The sequence below is a fragment of the Bacillus sp. L_1B0_5 genome (genome assembly GCF_000836715.1).
GTDB classification, from domain to species: Bacteria; Bacillota; Bacilli; order Bacillales; family Bacillaceae_G; genus Bacillus_A; species Bacillus_A thuringiensis_S.
Genome location: NZ_JXIS01000077.1, coordinates 14,073 through 32,160, shown reverse-complemented (window position 1 = coordinate 32,160; position 18,088 = coordinate 14,073). Strand labels below are relative to the sequence as shown.

Here is an 18,088-nt window from a genome sequence, read left to right as displayed (position 1 = left end):
ATTTAGACTAGAAAGCGAAACTTACGTCCCACTTTCTAAGCTTACATAAGTAGTTATACTCGAACAATTGATAAAAATCAATTATTCGCCTTTATTTTTTTTAATAATTTCTTCTGAAACAGACTTCGGTACTTCTTCATAATGATCAAATGTCATTGAGAATGTTCCGCGGCCTTGAGTGTTAGAACGTAATGCTGTCGCATAACCGAACATTTCAGAAAGTGGAACCATAGCGCGAACAACTTGTGCGTTACCGCGAGCTTCCATACCTTCTACACGTCCACGACGAGATGTTACGTCACCCATGATGTCTCCCATGTACTCTTCAGGAATTACAACTTCAACTTTCATCATTGGCTCAAGAATTACTGGGTTACATTTAGAAACCGCAGCTTTAAGTGCCATAGATGCAGCGATTTTGAACGCCATCTCAGATGAATCGACATCATGGTAAGAACCGTCAACTAATGCTGCTTTAATGTCAACTAGTGGGTAACCAGCTAGTACACCATTTTTAAGTGAGTCTTCAAGACCCGCTCCAACAGCTGGGATGTATTCACGTGGAACTACACCGCCGACGATTTTGTTTTCGAATTCAAATCCTTTACCTTCTTCGTTAGGTGCAAACTCAATCCAAACGTGACCGAATTGTCCACGTCCACCAGATTGACGAGCAAACTTACCTTCAACTTTCGCAGCAGCGCGGAAAGTTTCACGGTATGCTACCTGAGGAGCACCAACGTTTGCCTCAACTTTGAATTCACGGCGCATACGGTCAACGATGATATCAAGGTGAAGTTCACCCATACCAGCGATGATAGTTTGGCCAGTTTCTTGGTCAGTGTGAGCACGGAATGTTGGATCTTCTTCAGAAAGCTTAGATAATGCTGTACCCATTTTATCTTGGTCAGCTTTAGATTTTGGTTCGATAGCTACAGAGATAACTGGCTCTGGGAATTCCATAGACTCAAGGATAACAAGGCTCTTCTCGTCACAAAGAGTATCACCAGTAGTAGTATCTTTTAAACCTACAGCAGCAGCGATATCACCAGCGTAAACTGTTGAAATCTCTTCACGGCTGTTAGCGTGCATTTGTAGGATACGTCCTACACGCTCACGCTTACCTTTAGTTGAGTTTTTCACGTATGATCCAGAGTTTAACACACCAGAGTACACACGGAAGAACGTTAACTTACCAACATAAGGGTCAGTCATGATTTTGAATGCTAAAGCTGCGAATGGTTCTTCATCGCTAGACTTACGTTCGATTTCTTCATCTGTATCCGGAAGAGTACCTTTAATAGCAGGTACATCTAATGGAGATGGTAGGTAGTCGATAACTGCGTCTAACAGAATTTGAACACCTTTGTTTTTGAATGCAGAACCACAGATTACTGGGAAGAATTCTACAGAAGTTGTAGCCTTACGGATACCAGCTTTAAGCTCTTCTACAGTGATTTCTTCACCTTCTAGGTACTTCATCATCATTTCTTCATCAAGCTCAGCTACCGCTTCAATAAGCTTTCCACGGTATTCTTCAGCTAGTTCTTTGTGCTCTTCAGGAATTTCGACACGCTCGATGTCTGTTCCTAAATCGTTACCGTACATGTAAGCACACTCTTCAACAAGGTCAATGATACCATTGAACTCGTCTTCAGCACCGATTGGTAACTGAATTGGATGTGCGTTTGCTTGTAAACGATCGTGGATTGTTCCTACAGAGTATAAGAAATCTGCACCGATCTTATCCATTTTGTTAACGAATACGATACGAGGTACACCGTAAGTAGTAGCCTGACGCCAAACAGTTTCTGTTTGTGGTTCTACACCAGATTGTGCATCAAGTACTGCTACCGCACCATCAAGTACGCGTAAAGAACGTTCTACTTCTACTGTGAAGTCTACGTGTCCTGGAGTATCAATGATGTTTACACGGTGACCTTTCCATTGAGCTGTAGTTGCAGCAGAAGTAATTGTGATACCACGCTCTTGCTCTTGCTCCATCCAGTCCATCTGAGATGCACCTTCATGAGTTTCACCGATTTTATGAATACGTCCTGTGTAATACAGAATACGCTCAGTTGCTGTTGTTTTACCAGCATCGATGTGAGCCATGATACCAATATTACGAGTGTTTTCTAAAGAGAACTCTCTTGTCATTTGGTGTCTTGCTCCTTCCATATATGGATTGGATTTTTATTTTAAGTAGCAAAAAAGCCACTTTATATTGTTACATATGCCAGTGTCCAGTACCCTCATTATGTAAAACGAGCGCCCAACGAAAGGGAGAGGCATTCTCCCTCTCCACACTTCCATAAGCGACAAATAAAGCGGTTTATGCTTACATTTATTTTGCGTTGAATCCTACCAACGGTAATGAGCAAATGCTTTGTTAGCTTCTGCCATTTTATGAGTGTCTTCACGTTTCTTAACAGATGCACCAGCGTTATTAGCTGCATCTAAGATTTCGTAAGCTAGACGCTCTTCCATAGTTTTTTCACCACGAAGACGAGCATAGTTTACTAACCAGCGAAGACCTAAAGTTGTACGGCGTTCTGGACGAACCTCAACTGGAACTTGGTAGTTAGCACCACCAACACGACGAGCGCGTACTTCAAGAACAGGCATGATGTTCTTAAGAGCTTGCTCGAATACTTCCATTGGTTCTTTATCTGAACGTTCACGAACGATATCGAAAGCGTTATAAAGAATTGTTTGAGATTTACCTTTTTTACCGTCAACCATCATTTTGTTGATAAGGCGTGTTACTAGCTTAGAATTGTACATTGGATCTGGTAACACGTCACGTTTCGCAACAGGTCCTTTACGAGGCATATTGAGTTCCTCCTTTCATTATAAGTTTATTATTTTTTAGCAGGTTTTGGTCGCTTAGTACCATATTTAGAACGTCCTTGCATACGTTTGTCAACACCAGCTGTATCAAGCGCTCCACGAACGATGTGGTAACGTACCCCTGGTAAATCCTTTACTCGACCACCGCGAATTAATACTACGCTATGCTCTTGTAGGTTATGACCGATACCTGGGATGTAAGCTGTAACTTCAATACCGTTTGTTAAACGTACACGAGCGTATTTACGTAACGCTGAGTTAGGTTTCTTTGGAGTCATTGTACCAACACGAGTACATACACCACGTTTTTGAGGTGCAGAGATATCAGTTGATTTTTTCTTTAAAGAGTTAAAACCTTTGTTTAACGCAGGTGATTTAGATTTCCATACTTTATCAGTACGACCATTTCTCACTAATTGGTTAATAGTAGGCATTTGATTATCCTCCCTTCGCATGTTTGTATGACCACATATCCAGGTGGTTCATTATTAGTTGAAAACAAAGTTTTTGCAAGGAAGAGCAAATGCTCTCTCCTCACAAAAACAGTTTTAACTTATTATTCCTATTGCTGAAGCTCCCACTTGAATCCCCGAAACTTTTCCAAGCTTACGAACTGATTCAACTTTTGTTATGGGTATGTTATGTTGCAAAGCAGTGCGAATGATAACATGGGTTAACCGCACATCAGCATCTTCTGCAATAACAACTTCTTTAACTATACCATTTTTGATTGCTTCCAATGTGCGTTTATGACCAACGACTACATTTTCAGCATTTGACACTTTTTGATAAGACATATAAATATCCTCCAAAGCATCGTTCAGGAGCAACCTTGATTATAGTAACATTTTGACTCATACAATGTCAACTAGGATTAGCTGTTTTTATACAAAATTTACGACGGAAAATTTTACTGTTCCACATAAACTTCATCGTTTTCTACATTCATGTTATCTTGTGTTGTTTTTACAAGATCCACTTTGCGATAACGATTCATACCTGTTCCAGCAGGAACAAGTTTACCGATAATAACGTTCTCTTTCAATCCTAGAAGCTCATCACGTTTACCTTTAATTGCTGCATCAGTTAAGACACGAGTTGTTTCTTGGAATGATGCTGCAGATAAGAATGAATCAGTTTCAAGTGAAGCTTTTGTAATACCAAGTAGAACAGGTCTAGCTGTCGCTGGTTGTTTACCTTTCAGTAACACCTTCGCATTCGCATCAGTAAACTGATGGATATCTAGTAATGTTCCTGGTAATACGTCTGTTTCACCTGCATCACTTACACGAACTTTACGTAGCATTTGACGTACCATTACCTCTACGTGTTTGTCACCAATTTCTACCCCTTGCATACGGTATACTTTTTGAACTTCACGTAATAAGTATTCTTGCACTGCTGTAATGTCCGTTACTTTTAGTAATTCTTTCGGATCAATAGAACCTTCTGTTAACTCTTTACCGTGGCTAATTGGCTGTCCTAACGTTACTTTCAGACGAGCACCGTAAGGAATAGCATACGTACGAGCTTCAACTTCACCCTGTACAACTACTTCTTGGCGATCTTTAACATCGTTGATCGCTGCGATAACACCGTCGATTTCACTGATAACTGCCTGACCTTTCGGATTACGAGCTTCGAAGATCTCTTGGATACGAGGTAAACCTTGAGTAATATCATCTCCGGCAACCCCACCTGTATGGAACGTACGCATCGTTAACTGTGTACCTGGCTCACCGATAGACTGAGCTGCGATAATACCTACCGCTTCTCCTACTTCTACGTCTGTACCAGTTGCTAAGTTACGGCCGTAACACTTCTTACATACACCATGGCGAGTGTTACACGTGAACGCTGAACGAATGTTTACAGTTTCAACACCCGAATTCTCAACGATATGAGCGATATCTTCAGTAATTAATTGGTTTTCACTAACTAATACTTCACCTGTTTCAGGATGTTTTACAGTTTTTCTTGCAAAACGTCCAACAAGACGATCATATAATGACTCAATTACTTCATTACCCTCTTTAATCGCACCAATTAATAGACCACGATCTGTTCCACAATCATCTTCACGGACAATTACATCTTGTGCAACGTCTACAAGACGACGTGTTAAGTAACCAGAATCGGCAGTTTTAAGTGCTGTATCGGCAAGACCTTTACGCGCACCATGCGTAGAGATGAAGTACTCAAGTACTGTTAAACCTTCACGGAAACTTGATTTAATTGGAAGTTCGATAATACGACCAGATGGATTGGCCATCAGACCACGCATACCAGCAAGCTGAGTAAAGTTCGATGCGTTACCACGGGCACCGGAATCACTCATCATGAAGATTGGGTTGCGTTTATTCAAGGATTTCATCAGTTTTCCTTGGATAACATCTTTTGCATTACTCCAAATAGAGATAACGCGATCGTAACGTTCTTCTTCCGTGATTAAACCACGACGGAATTGTTTAATTACATTATCTACTTTTGCTTGTGCTTCATGGAGAATTTCATCTTTTTCACCTAATACAAGAATGTCAGATACCCCAACTGTAATACCAGCTTTTGTAGAGTACTTAAATCCTAAGTTTTTCATACGGTCAAGCATGCGAGATGTTTCCGTAATTTGGAAACGCTTGAATACTTCCGCAATGATGTTACCAAGGATCTTCTTGCTAAATGGCGCCACTTCTTCGCGACTAGCAATAATTTCTTTAATGTTCGCACCTTTTTCAACGAAATATTCCGCTGGTGTTTCTTTTTCAAGGTTTGAGTTTGTCGGTTCATTAATATAAGGGAACGACTCTGGTAAGATTTCGTTAAATATTAATTTACCAACTGTTGTTAATAGAAGCTTACCTTTTTGCTCTTCAGTAAATGTTACGTTATTTACTGAACTTGCAGCAACTGCAACACGTGTGTGCAGATGTACATATCCATTTTGGTATGCAAGTATTGCTTCGTTTGCATCTTTGAAGACCATACCTTCACCGATTGCGCCTTCACGCTCAAGTGTTAAGTAGTAGTTACCTAATACCATATCCTGAGATGGAGTAACAACTGGTTTTCCGTCTTTTGGATTCAAGATGTTTTGTGCCGCTAACATAAGAATACGAGCTTCTGCTTGTGCCTCTGATGATAACGGAACGTGAACCGCCATTTGGTCACCGTCAAAGTCCGCATTGTATGCAGTACATACAAGTGGGTGAAGACGAATTGCGCGACCTTCTACTAATGTAGGTTCAAACGCCTGGATACCAAGACGGTGAAGTGTTGGTGCGCGGTTTAGAAGTACTGGATGCTCTTTAATCACAGATTCTAAAACGTCCCAAACTTCAGGGTGTACACGCTCAATTTTACGTTTAGCACTCTTAATGTTGTGTGCTAAACCTTTTCCAACTAACTCTTTCATAACGAAAGGTTTGAACAGTTCAAGCGCCATTTCTTTCGGTAATCCACATTGGTACATCTTTAAGTTCGGTCCTACAACGATTACAGAACGGCCAGAGTAGTCAACACGTTTACCTAATAAGTTTTGACGGAAACGTCCTTGTTTACCTTTAAGCATGTGAGATAGTGATTTTAATGGACGGTTACCTGGTCCAGTAACCGGACGGCCACGACGACCATTATCAATTAATGCGTCTACAGCTTCTTGTAACATACGTTTTTCGTTTTGAACGATGATGCTTGGAGCACCTAGGTCCAATAGACGTTTTAAACGGTTGTTACGGTTAATTACACGACGATATAAGTCGTTTAAGTCAGAAGTAGCAAAACGTCCACCATCTAACTGTACCATTGGGCGTAGTTCTGGTGGGATAACTGGTAGAACATCTAAGATCATCCAAGATGGTTCATTTCCAGAGTTACGGAATGCTTCTAATACTTCTAGACGTTTAATAGCACGAGTACGGCGTTGTCCTTGTGCTGTTTTTAATTCTTCTTTTAAGAAGTCTACTTCTTTATCTAAATCAATGTCTTGTAGTAGCTTTTTAATCGCTTCTGCACCCATAGCAGCTTGGAATGTGCTACCATATCGATCACGATATGCACGGTATTCTTTTTCAGAAAGTAATTGCTTCTTATCAAGTGGTGTATCTCCACTTTCTGTTACAACATAAGAAGCGAAATAAATTACTTCTTCAAGCGCGCGAGGGGACATGTCTAAGACAAGTCCCATGCGGCTCGGGATACCTTTGAAATACCAAATATGAGATACAGGAGCAGCTAATTCGATATGACCCATACGTTCACGACGTACTTTTGCACGCGTTACTTCAACGCCACATCGATCACAAACTACACCTTTATAACGTACACGTTTGTATTTTCCGCAATGACATTCCCAGTCCTTTTGTGGTCCGAAAATACGCTCACAGAACAAGCCATCTTTTTCAGGCTTTAACGTACGATAGTTAATTGTTTCTGGTTTCTTAACTTCACCGTATGACCAAGAACGAATCTTGTCAGGTGAAGCAAGTCCAATCTTCATATATTCAAAGTTATTTACATCTATCAAGGGGCCTACCTCCCTTTTAGTCTACAGGTTATCCCAATTATTCCTTAGTTGTCTCAACTTCAACATTCAATTTATCTGCTGATTGATGATCATCGTCATCTTCTGTATCACGCATTTCAATTTCTGTGTCGTTGATTGACATCATTTTAACGTCCATACCTAAACTTTGCAGTTCTTTAATCAATACTTTGAATGATTCAGGAACGCCTGGTTCTGGAACATTTTCACCTTTAACAATTGCTTCATACGTCTTAACACGTCCAACAACATCATCAGACTTCACTGTTAAGATTTCTTGAAGAGTATAAGCAGCACCGTAAGCTTCAAGTGCCCAAACCTCCATCTCACCGAAACGCTGTCCACCGAACTGAGCTTTACCTCCCAGAGGTTGCTGCGTTACAAGTGAGTATGGTCCAGTAGAACGAGCATGAAGTTTATCGTCAACCATGTGCGCAAGTTTAATCATATACATGACACCAACAGATACGCGGTTATCGAATGGTTCACCAGTACGTCCGTCATACAGGATTGTTTTCGCATCATTTGCCATACCAGCTTCTTCAATTGTGCCCCAAACATCTTCCTCACGAGCACCATCGAATACTGGTGTTGCAATGTGAATGCCAAGGTATCTTGCTGCCATACCAAGATGAAGCTCTAATACCTGACCGATATTCATACGAGATGGTACCCCTAATGGGTTTAACATGATATCGATTGGCGTACCGTCTGGTAAGTAAGGCATATCTTCTTCTGGTAAAATACGAGAGATAACACCTTTGTTACCGTGACGTCCGGCCATCTTGTCACCTTCAGAAATTTTACGTTTTTGAACGATATATGCACGTACAAGTTGATTCACGCCTGGTGGCAATTCATCGCCATCTTCACGATTGAATACTTTTACGTCCAAGATAATACCGCCACCACCGTGTGGTACACGTAGTGATGTATCACGTACTTCACGCGCTTTTTCTCCAAAGATAGCATGTAATAGACGTTCTTCAGCTGTTAATTCTGTTACACCTTTAGGTGTTACTTTACCAACAAGTAAATCTCCATCTTTTACTTCAGCACCAACGCGAATGATACCGCGCTCGTCAAGGTTACGTAATGCGTCTTCCCCAACGTTTGGAATGTCACGTGTAATTTCTTCTGGTCCAAGCTTCGTATCACGAGCTTCTGATTCATATTCTTCAATATGAATAGAAGTGTACACATCATCTTTTACAAGGCGCTCACTCATGATGATCGCATCCTCGTAGTTATAACCGTCCCAAGTCATGAAGCCAACAAGCACGTTACGTCCAAGTGCTAGTTCACCTAATTCCATAGAAGGACCATCCGCAAGGATTTCACCTTTTACAACTTCATTTCCAACACTTACGATTGGACGTTGGTTGTAACAAGTTCCTTGGTTAGAACGAATGAATTTTTGCATTTTGTAGCGATCTAAGTCGCCTTTTACTGTTTGACCGTCAACCTCTACATAGCGGCGTACCCAAACTTCACGTGCTTCTACGCGCTCAACAACACCAGGATGTTTACAGATTACTGCAGCACCTGAGTCTTTTGCTGATACGTACTCCATACCTGTACCTACAATCGGAGATTCCGGATTCATTAACGGAACCGCCTGACGTTGCATGTTCGCTCCCATAAGTGCGCGGTTAGAGTCATCGTTTTCTAAGAACGGAATACAAGCTGTCGCTGCCGACACTACTTGTTTTGGAGATACATCCATGTAGTCGATGCGTTCTCTATTTGTTACAATATTTTCACCACGGAAACGAGCTACGATATCTTCACTTAGGAATTCACCTTCATCAGATAATTTCATATTCGCTTGGGCTACAACATAGTTATCTTCTTCATCTGCTGTTAAATAATCAACATGCCCTGTTACAAGACCAGTTTCTGGGTCAACACGACGGTATGGTGTTTCAATGAAACCAAACTCATTTACTTTCGCGAACGAAGATAATGAGTTAATTAAACCGATGTTTGGTCCCTCTGGTGTTTCAATCGGACACATACGACCGTAGTGGGAGTAATGAACGTCACGTACTTCAAAGCCTGCGCGCTCACGCGTTAAACCACCAGGTCCTAATGCAGATAGTCTTCGTTTGTGAGTTAACTCTGCTAATGGATTTGTTTGGTCCATGAACTGAGATAACTGAGAACTTCCGAAGAACTCTTTAATAGATGCAATAACAGGACGAATATTAATTAGTGCCTGTGGTGTAATTGCATTCGTATCTTGGATCGACATTCTCTCACGAACAACACGTTCCATACGAGAAAGACCGATACGGAATTGATTTTGTAATAGTTCTCCAACAGAACGCAGACGACGGTTTCCTAAATGGTCAATATCATCTGTATCCCCTACTTTGTATAGTAGGTTGAAGAAGTAACTGATAGAAGCAAGGATATCACCTGGTGTGATGTGTTTCACATCACGAGTAATATTTGCATTACCAATTACATTAATTACGCGTTCGCCTTCCGACTCAGGAGCATAAATCTTAATAGATTGCAGCTCAACATCGCCTTCTACCACTCCACCCATTGGTTTCGCTGTTTTGAATCCAATGTTTTTCTCTAAGTAAGGTAAAATGCGATCAAGTGTACGACGATCTAAGATTGTTCCTTCTGTCGCTAAAATTTCACCAGTTTCTGGATCCACTAACGTTTCAGCTAAACGTTGATTAAACAATCTGTTTTTAATGTGTAACTTCTTGTTGATCTTATAGCGACCTACATTTGCTAAATCGTAGCGCTTTGGATCGAAGAAACGAGACACAAGTAAGCTCTTAGCATTTTCTACTGTTGGTGGTTCACCAGGACGTAGACGCTCATAAATTTCAAGCAATGCTTTTTCTGTGCTATCTGTGTTGTCTTTTTCTAATGTGTTGCTTAAGTATTCGTTATCACCTAAAAGCTCGGTGATTTCTTGATCAGAGCCAAACCCTAATGCGCGTAACAAAACAGTTACAGGAAGTTTACGCGTACGGTCAATACGCACATATACAACATCCTTAGCATCTGTCTCATACTCTAACCAAGCTCCGCGGTTTGGAATTACAGTAGCAGTAAAACCACGTTTTCCGTTTTTATCCACTTTGCCACTATAGTATACGCTTGGAGAGCGAACTAACTGGGAAACGATAACACGTTCTGCACCGTTAATTACGAATGTTCCAGTCTCTGTCATGAGTGGGAAATCTCCCATGAACACATCTTGTTCTTTTACTTCACCAGTTTCCTTGTTGATTAGACGCACTTTTACACGAAGTGGTGCTGCATACGTCACATCACGCTCTTTGCATTCGTCTACAGAGTATTTAGGTTCACCTAAGCTGTAGTCGATAAATTCAAGCGATAGATTTCCCGTAAAGTCTTCAATCGGAGAAATGTCTTGGAACATTTCTCGCAAACCCTCATCAAGAAACCACTGATAAGAAGAGGTTTGAATTTCGATAAGATTTGGTAACTCTAATACTTCACTAATACGGGCATAACTTCTTCGTTGGCGGTGGCGTCCGTATTGAACTAGTTGACCTGTCAACTGCTTCACCCCTCAAATCATGAGTATTATAAATGCACAAAAAAATTTGTGCAAAATCACAAATAAATACAACTACTGCTATTAGCGTAGTCTTTTTCTCTTAAAGATAAATACGTTGAGTCTTTCTACCTGCTCAAAAAAGAAAAATGGCTTCTATAAGAAAACCATCATTCTGTTTCATAATCTGCTGATTTTACTATCTTTTCCAAGAGAAACAAAAATATACATCTTTCTCAACGCAGAAAATCATATATTGGCATTGTATAATGTTAACATAGCCAAAAATAACCGTCAACGTTTTTTTGATTTTATGATATAATATCCTTTTTTCTTTTCTACAACCTCAACTTCAGAAAATACTTCTTCTAGTTTTTTCAGCGCAGATGGTGCACCTTGCTTCTTTTGAATAACAATCCAAAGTTCTCCACCTGGAACTAAATACTCCACAGCTTTTTCTAAAATCTCATGTACGATATCTTTACCCGCACGAATTGGAGGGTTAGATAGAATAGCAGCATACTTGCCATCTACATTTTCATAGACGCTACTTTGAAAAATACGTATATTCTCGATTCTGTTATTAGCGGCATTTTCTTTCGCAAGCCCAAGCGCCCTTTCATTCACATCCACCATGTGAACTTCACAACCTTGAAACTCTTTCGCTAACGACAAACCAATAGGACCGTATCCACAACCTACGTCTAATATATCACCTTTAATATCCGGCATTTGAAACGCTTCAATTAAAAGACGGGAACCAAAGTCCACCTCGTTTTTCGAAAACACCCCATGGTCAGATAAAAAAGTAAATTGAGATCCACGAAGTGGAAATTCCCATCGTTTACGATCACTTTTACTAGAAGGGTCGTTAGAAAAATAATGGTCTGCCATATGGCCACCTCTTTTCTTTACAGTTAAAAAAAAAGCTCGCATGAGAGCGAGCTTTTTTTTAAAGCATCAAAAGTTAATTACTTAACTTCTACAGCAGCGCCAACTTCTTCAAGTTTAGCTTTCATTTCTTCAGCTTCCTCTTTAGAAACGCCTTCTTTGATTGCTTTTGGAGTGTTGTCAACTAATTCTTTAGCTTCTTTTAAGCCAAGACCAGTGATTTCACGTACAGCTTTGATAACTTTGATTTTTTGAGCGCCAGCACTTGCAAGTACTACGTCAAACTCAGTTTTTTCAGCAGCAGCTTCACCAGCGCCACCAGCTACAGCTACAGGAGCAGCAGCAGTTACGCCGAATTCTTCCTCGATAGCTTTTACTAAGTCGTTAAGTTCTAATACAGTCATAGATTTAACTGCTTCAATGATTTGTTCTTTAGTCATTGTAAATATCCTCCCTTAAATAGGTTTGTATTGTTTTATAGATAACAAGTAATTATCTTTTAAAAAATTAAGCGCCTTGCTCTTCCTTTTGTTCTGCAACTGCTTTAGTAGCAAGTGCAAGGTTACGGATTGGAGCTTGAAGAACGCTAAGAAGCATAGAAAGTAAGCCTTCACGTGATGGAAGAGTAGCGATTGCTTTAACCTCATCAAGTGTTACAAGTTTACCTTCGATTACGCCCGCTTTAATTTCTAAAGCTTCATGTTTTGTAGCGAAGTCGTTTAATACTTTCGCAGGAGCAACTACATCCTCGTTACTGAACGCGATTGCGTTTGGTCCTGTTAAGAATTCGTTTAACTCAGCCATTTCAGCAGATTCTGCAGCACGACGAGTTAGAGAGTTTTTGTAAACTTTGAACTCAACGCCAGCTTCACGTAATTGCTTACGTAATTCTGTTGCTTCAGAAACTGTTAAACCACGGTAGTCAACAACGATTGTAGATTTACTAGCACGAAGTTTGTCCGCGATTTCAGTTACAACTTGTTGTTTAGTTTCGATTACTTTGCTCATGTTATTACACCTCCTGTAGATTATATAGAAGATGTACCGAAAGTGCACTAAAAACCTCCATGCCCAACTTGTAGACATGGAGGCATATAGTCACAGAAAAAAATTCCGTTTCGTATATTAACACCTAGGTAGGAAATTAAGTCTATTGACACCTACTGTCTACGGTACACTATTTAAATTCACAACATAAATGATTATATTAAATCTTCTTTATGAAGTCAACTTCCAATTTTTACGCTAATGTAGAAACGTCTACACGTACGCCAGGTCCCATTGTAGAAGCAACTGTTACGTTCTTCATGTAAGTACCTTTTGCAGCAGATGGCTTAACTTTTAATAAAGTGTCAGCGATTGTTTTGAAGTTTTCTACTAATTTAGCATCTTCGAAAGATACTTTACCGATTGGAACGTGGATGTTACCAGCTTTATCAACGCGGTATTCAACTTTACCAGCTTTGATTTCGTTAACAGCTTTAGTTACATCGAAAGTAACTGTTCCAGTTTTAGGGTTTGGCATTAAACCTTTAGGTCCTAATACGCGACCAAGTTTACCAACTTCACCCATCATGTCAGGAGTTGCTACTACTACATCGAAATCGAACCAACCTTGTTGGATTTTACCGATGTAATCAGTATCGCCTACGAAGTCAGCTCCAGCAGCTTCAGCTTCTTTAGCTTTTTCACCTTTAGCGAACACTAATACACGTTGTACTTTACCAGTACCGTGTGGAAGAACAACTGCACCACGGATTTGTTGGTCAGCTTTCTTAGGGTCAACACCTAAACGGAATGCAGCTTCTACAGTTGCATCAAATTTAGCTGTGTTTGTTTTCTTTACTAATTCTACTGCTTCTGTTGCAGAGTAAGCAGATGCACGATCAACAAGCTTTGCAGCTTCTACGTACTTTTTACCTCTTTTAGCCATTTTTATTTCCTCCTCGAATGTGGTTTTAGCGGAATAACCTCCCACGTTTACGCCTGTTTTCAGGTATAACCTGAGGATGAGCGCCATCCATTTATTTAAAAACAATAATCATTTACGATAATAAAGGTTGCGAATTGGAATTCCAGACCCGCAACCTTTTTTAAAAACAAATCGAATTAGTCTTCGATAACGATGCCCATACTGCGTGCAGTACCTTCAACCATACGCATTGCAGCTTCTACGCTAGCAGCGTTTAGGTCAGGCATTTTAGTTTCAGCGATTTCGCGTACTTTATCACGCTTAACAGTTGCCACTTTATTACGGTTTGGTTCACCAGAACCAGACTCAATACCAGCTACTTTCTTAAGAAGAACAGCAGCAGGAGGAGTTTTAGTAATGAAAGTGAATGAACGGTCCTCAAATACCGTAATTTCAACAGGGATGATAAGACCAGCTTGATCTGCTGTACGAGCGTTAAACTCTTTACAGAAGCCCATGATGTTAACACCTGCTTGTCCTAATGCTGGACCAACTGGTGGAGCTGGGTTAGCTTTACCTGCAGGAATTTGAAGCTTTACCATTTTAATTACCTTTTTAGCCACGAGACACACCTCCTTAAGTCCGTGATGTGGTCAATTGGACAGTGATTTGCCCTCCCACGTCATATTTTATCTGTAAGGATAAAATCTTTCAAAAAACGTCTCCGATAACGAAGACGTACTGACTTAAAAGATATTATCACTTTTTACAATTCATTTCAAGTTTCATTTTATAATTTTTCAATTTGATGGAAGTCAAGTTCAACTGGAGTCTCGCGACCAAACATGTCCACAAGTACGCTAACCTTTTTCTTCTCCACATCAATTTCTTCAATAGCACCTGTATAATCTGCGAATGGCCCCTCATTTACACGTACTGTCTCATGAAGTTCAAAGTCGAAATCAACCACTTCGTTGTCCATTCCCATATGTTTCATAATGGTAACAACTTCCTCTTCTAATAGAGGTGATGGTTTAGATCCAGAACCAGAAGAACCAACGAACCCAGTTACACCCGGCGTGTTACGTACAACATACCAAGAATCATCAGTCATGATTAATTCTACTAATACATAACCTGGGAACACTTTTCTTTTCATTAATTTTTCTTTTCCGTTTTTCATTTCTACTTCTACTTCTTCCGGGACAACAACACGGAAAATTTTATCTTGCATACCCATTGATTCTACACGCTTCTCTAGGTTTGCTTTTACTTTATTTTCATATCCAGAATAAGTATGGACAACATACCAACTTTTTTCCATTCATTTAGGACGAGCGTCCTTCCCTCCCTGACGTACATTTTTTTGCGCAAATGAAAAAACCCGTTCACCGGGCTTTTACACAGTTCTTATAAATAACATTATATCATGGATAAGTGCTTCTTATTCAAGAATTAACCAAGAATTAACCGAATTAAAGAAGAAATGCCCATATCAACTACTGCGAAGAAAATCGCAAAGAACACAACTGTAGCAACAACAGTCGCTGTTGAGCGGAGTAATTCATCTTTTTTAGGCCAACTTACTTTTTTCATTTCGCGACCTACATCGCCGAAAAAGTTCGTTAAACGCATCTGCGGGACCTCCAGTGTATTATTTCAATTATTTATTTTGTTTCCTTGTGAACTGTATGCTGATTGCATGTTTTACAAAACTTTTTTATTTCAAGTCGCTCTATTGAGCTCGTATCTTTCATAGTAGAGTAGTTTCGATTTTTACACTCTTCACATGAGAGTACAACTTTTTTCCTCATTAGTTACACCAACCTTGTAACATTATGTCCCTAAAAATGTATCATACAATAAAAGACAATGTCAATGACATGCATTTTGTACTCTCTACAAAAGAAAACAGGTGATTTATTTTACACCTGTTGCACTTGTTATTTGTTATGAATTTAAACTTGTACTTTCTCGCATTTCCATATATCGCTCCAATTTCCTCTTCACCCGCTGTAAAGCGTTATCAATAGATTTCACATGTCTGTTTAACTGTTCTGAAATCTCTTGATAAGAACGCCCATCTAGATATAAAGAAAGTACTTTTCTTTCTAAATCGCTTAATAATTCAGATATTTTTGATTCTATGTCTGTATATTCTTCTTGGCTAATAATCATTTCTTCAGGATCAGTTACCTTCGCTTCAGAAATAACATCCAATAATGTTCGATCAGATTCCTCATCGTAAATCGGCTTATCTAAAGACACATACGAATTTAAGGGAATATGTTTTTGTCTTGTCGCCGTTTTAATAGCGGTAATAATTTGTCGAGTGATACACAGTTCAGCAAATGCTTTGAATGAAGACAGCTTGTCCTCTTTATAATCACGAATTGCTTTAAACAACCCTATCATACCTTCTTGAACAATGTCTTCTCGATCGGCACCCACTAAAAAGTAAGATCTTGATTTCGCGCGAACAAAGTTCTTATATTTGTGAATTAAATATTCTAGAGCGTCAGTATTACCTTTTCGAACTAACTCAACGATTGCCTCATCTTCTAAATCACGAAATGTAACGTCGCCTACACTTACGAAGCCTGCTTCCACCTTGATCCCTCCGACCGCTATTTATTTAGCAATATTATACAGTAAAAAGACAAAGAGCGTCAATGCTTCAACGCTCTCCTCTTCTTAATTTTTCTAATTTTTCTGTAATATCTTTACTAAATATCTTTCGCATGGCGGGTTGCTGTTCTTTCGTGTCTTTTGTACGCCTTCTTACTTGTTGCTCCATTGCCTGTACTTCCAACTCTAATTCACGCGCAGATTTCCGAAGGGCACCTTGCGCAAATATAACCCATTGTTCCGTGTAATCAGAAGTCGCAACATATATTCGTGTATTTATATTTCTAAGCTCTATCGCAAGTTGCTCTATCTTTTCGTCTGCAGTTTGATTCTTTCGTGTGAATATTACTTCCACACGAGATTGTTTCATCTTTTTTTCAATACCATGTACTGTATAGGCATCAAAGACTATCATCACTTTTGTGCCTGTATAACCTTGATAATCCGCCATCTTATCAATAAGCGCATCTCTTGATGATTGTAAATCTACATCCCGCAGTTTCTTCAAATCTCCCCAAGCTCCGATAATGTTGTAACCGTCAACGATTAAAATATCGTTCATCTTTTATTTACCAATTTCGTGACGTTTACGATATACCTCATACATTAACAAACTTGCGGCTACGGAAGCATTTAAGGATGTAACTTTACCAACCATCGGTAGAGTGATTAGGAAATCACACTTTTCACCAATAATACGACTCATACCTTTTCCTTCACTACCAATTACTAACCCAATTGGCATTTTACCATCTAAATTACGGTAATCCGTTTTCCCTTTGGCATCTGTACCAGCAATCCAAAGTCCACGTTCTTTTAATTCATCAATTGTACGGGATAAATTCGTTACGCGCGCAACAGGAATGTATTCAATTGCTCCTGTTGATGCTTTCGCAACTGACGCTGTAAGCCCCACAGCCCTTCTCTTTGGAATAATAATTCCATGAGCTCCTGTCGCATCAGCGGTACGCATAATAGAACCTAGGTTATGCGGATCTTCAATCTCATCTAAAATTAAGAAGAATGGATCTTCATTACGTTTTTCTGCCACTTTGAATAAATCTTCTAACTCCGCATACTGATATGCAGCTACTTGAGCAATTACACCTTGATGATTCCCCTCAACTAATTGATCTAACTTTTTCTTTGGTGCGTGTTGTAAAATAACCTTATTTTCTTTCGCTAACGCTAGTACAATCTGTACCTGTCCTTTGGCAGCACCTTCTGCGATCCAAATTTTATTAATATCTCTCCCTGATCGTAACGCTTCAATTACAGGGTTACGTCCGATAATATATTCACTGCTCATGATGATGTGCCCCCTTCCTTTTCTTCTAAAACTGCAATTGCCTTATATACAATTTCGTCTAATCTTTCACGGTTATTTAATAAATGATGATAACCAATTAGCGCTTCAAAGGCTGTACTATGTCGATATGTTTGTACATCCGTATTTTTCGGCACTGTACCCGAATTTGCATTACGCCCTCTTCTTAATACCGCCTCTTCTTCCTCTGTCAAAAATGCCGTCTCTAATAAATGATAAACAACTTTTGCCTGTGCTTTTGCTGAAACAAAGCTCGTCCCTAAGCGATGTAATTGATTAGGGCGAACCTTTCCTTTTTGAAGGAGGTGATAGCGGATATATTGTTCATATACCGCATCACCCATATACGCTAACGCCAAGCTGTTTAATTGCTTTGCATCAATCATT

Annotated in this window: 18 protein-coding genes and 1 other annotated feature; all 18 genes read right to left on the bottom strand. The window is 39.7% G+C overall.

Annotated elements, in window-relative coordinates; translation table 11 throughout:
- Nucleotides 1-81: 81 nt before the first annotated feature.
- A complete protein-coding gene (gene fusA / locus RT27_RS22720) occupies nucleotides 82-2,160 on the bottom strand; it encodes an elongation factor G (protein ID WP_000196383.1) in 2,079 nt (692 codons plus the stop codon).
- Between the two features lie 204 nt (nucleotides 2,161-2,364).
- Nucleotides 2,365-2,835 carry a 30S ribosomal protein S7 gene (gene rpsG / locus RT27_RS22715; RefSeq protein WP_001137492.1) on the bottom strand — a complete coding sequence of 157 codons (471 nt, stop codon included), beginning with the start codon at nucleotides 2,833-2,835 and terminating at the stop codon, nucleotides 2,365-2,367.
- Nucleotides 2,836-2,864: 29 nt separating this feature from the next.
- Entirely contained in the window at nucleotides 2,865-3,287 is a 423-nt protein-coding gene (gene rpsL, locus RT27_RS22710; protein WP_001142341.1) for a 30S ribosomal protein S12, read from the bottom strand.
- Between the two features lie 114 nt (nucleotides 3,288-3,401).
- Complete coding sequence (locus RT27_RS22705; protein ID WP_000121833.1) at nucleotides 3,402-3,650, bottom strand: 50S ribosomal protein L7ae-like protein; 249 nt, start codon at nucleotides 3,648-3,650, stop codon at nucleotides 3,402-3,404.
- A 113-nt stretch (nucleotides 3,651-3,763) separates the two neighbouring features.
- Nucleotides 3,764-7,375 (bottom strand): DNA-directed RNA polymerase subunit beta', encoded by a 3,612-nt coding sequence (gene rpoC / locus RT27_RS22700; protein WP_016084024.1) that lies wholly within the window; start codon nucleotides 7,373-7,375, stop codon nucleotides 3,764-3,766.
- Nucleotides 7,376-7,412: 37 nt separating this feature from the next.
- On the bottom strand, nucleotides 7,413-10,946 hold the full coding sequence (gene rpoB, locus RT27_RS22695; protein WP_016084025.1) for a DNA-directed RNA polymerase subunit beta: 3,534 nt from the start codon (nucleotides 10,944-10,946) through the stop codon (nucleotides 7,413-7,415).
- Nucleotides 10,947-11,237: 291 nt separating this feature from the next.
- Entirely contained in the window at nucleotides 11,238-11,837 is a 600-nt protein-coding gene (locus RT27_RS22690) for a class I SAM-dependent methyltransferase (protein WP_016084026.1), read from the bottom strand.
- 77 nt (nucleotides 11,838-11,914) lie between these two features.
- A complete protein-coding gene (gene rplL / locus RT27_RS22685; protein ID WP_000159737.1) occupies nucleotides 11,915-12,274 on the bottom strand; it encodes a 50S ribosomal protein L7/L12 in 360 nt (119 codons plus the stop codon).
- A 67-nt stretch (nucleotides 12,275-12,341) separates the two neighbouring features.
- Nucleotides 12,342-12,842: a 50S ribosomal protein L10 gene (gene rplJ, locus RT27_RS22680; RefSeq protein ID WP_000048718.1), complete on the bottom strand. Its 501-nt coding sequence runs from the start codon at nucleotides 12,840-12,842 to the stop codon at nucleotides 12,342-12,344.
- A gap of 39 nt (nucleotides 12,843-12,881) precedes the next feature.
- Nucleotides 12,882-13,025: a sequence feature (ribosomal protein L10 leader region), on the bottom strand.
- Between the two features lie 49 nt (nucleotides 13,026-13,074).
- Nucleotides 13,075-13,767 (bottom strand): 50S ribosomal protein L1, encoded by a 693-nt coding sequence (rplA, locus tag RT27_RS22675; protein WP_002094239.1) that lies wholly within the window; start codon nucleotides 13,765-13,767, stop codon nucleotides 13,075-13,077.
- 176 nt (nucleotides 13,768-13,943) lie between these two features.
- Nucleotides 13,944-14,369: a 50S ribosomal protein L11 gene (rplK, locus tag RT27_RS22670; RefSeq protein WP_001085872.1), complete on the bottom strand. Its 426-nt coding sequence runs from the start codon at nucleotides 14,367-14,369 to the stop codon at nucleotides 13,944-13,946.
- A 167-nt stretch (nucleotides 14,370-14,536) separates the two neighbouring features.
- Nucleotides 14,537-15,070, bottom strand: coding sequence for a transcription termination/antitermination protein NusG (gene nusG / locus RT27_RS22665; protein WP_000415794.1), 534 nt, complete (start codon nucleotides 15,068-15,070; stop codon nucleotides 14,537-14,539).
- 131 nt (nucleotides 15,071-15,201) lie between these two features.
- A complete protein-coding gene (gene secE, locus RT27_RS22660; RefSeq protein WP_001241323.1) occupies nucleotides 15,202-15,381 on the bottom strand; it encodes a preprotein translocase subunit SecE in 180 nt (59 codons plus the stop codon).
- A 32-nt stretch (nucleotides 15,382-15,413) separates the two neighbouring features.
- Nucleotides 15,414-15,560 carry a 50S ribosomal protein L33 gene (rpmG, locus tag RT27_RS33960; RefSeq protein WP_014481927.1) on the bottom strand — a complete coding sequence of 49 codons (147 nt, stop codon included), beginning with the start codon at nucleotides 15,558-15,560 and terminating at the stop codon, nucleotides 15,414-15,416.
- A gap of 136 nt (nucleotides 15,561-15,696) precedes the next feature.
- Nucleotides 15,697-16,356 carry an RNA polymerase sporulation sigma factor SigH gene (locus tag RT27_RS22655; protein ID WP_016084027.1) on the bottom strand — a complete coding sequence of 220 codons (660 nt, stop codon included), beginning with the start codon at nucleotides 16,354-16,356 and terminating at the stop codon, nucleotides 15,697-15,699.
- 67 nt (nucleotides 16,357-16,423) lie between these two features.
- Nucleotides 16,424-16,936 carry an NYN domain-containing protein gene (locus tag RT27_RS22650; protein ID WP_000997887.1) on the bottom strand — a complete coding sequence of 171 codons (513 nt, stop codon included), beginning with the start codon at nucleotides 16,934-16,936 and terminating at the stop codon, nucleotides 16,424-16,426.
- A 3-nt stretch (nucleotides 16,937-16,939) separates the two neighbouring features.
- Entirely contained in the window at nucleotides 16,940-17,683 is a 744-nt protein-coding gene (rlmB, locus tag RT27_RS22645) for a 23S rRNA (guanosine(2251)-2'-O)-methyltransferase RlmB (protein WP_000093762.1), read from the bottom strand.
- Entirely contained in the window at nucleotides 17,680-18,087 is a 408-nt protein-coding gene (locus RT27_RS22640) for a Mini-ribonuclease 3 (protein WP_000564261.1), read from the bottom strand. The genes rlmB and RT27_RS22640 overlap by 4 nt, the downstream gene beginning before the upstream one ends.
- Between the last annotated feature and the right edge of the window lies 1 nt (nucleotide 18,088).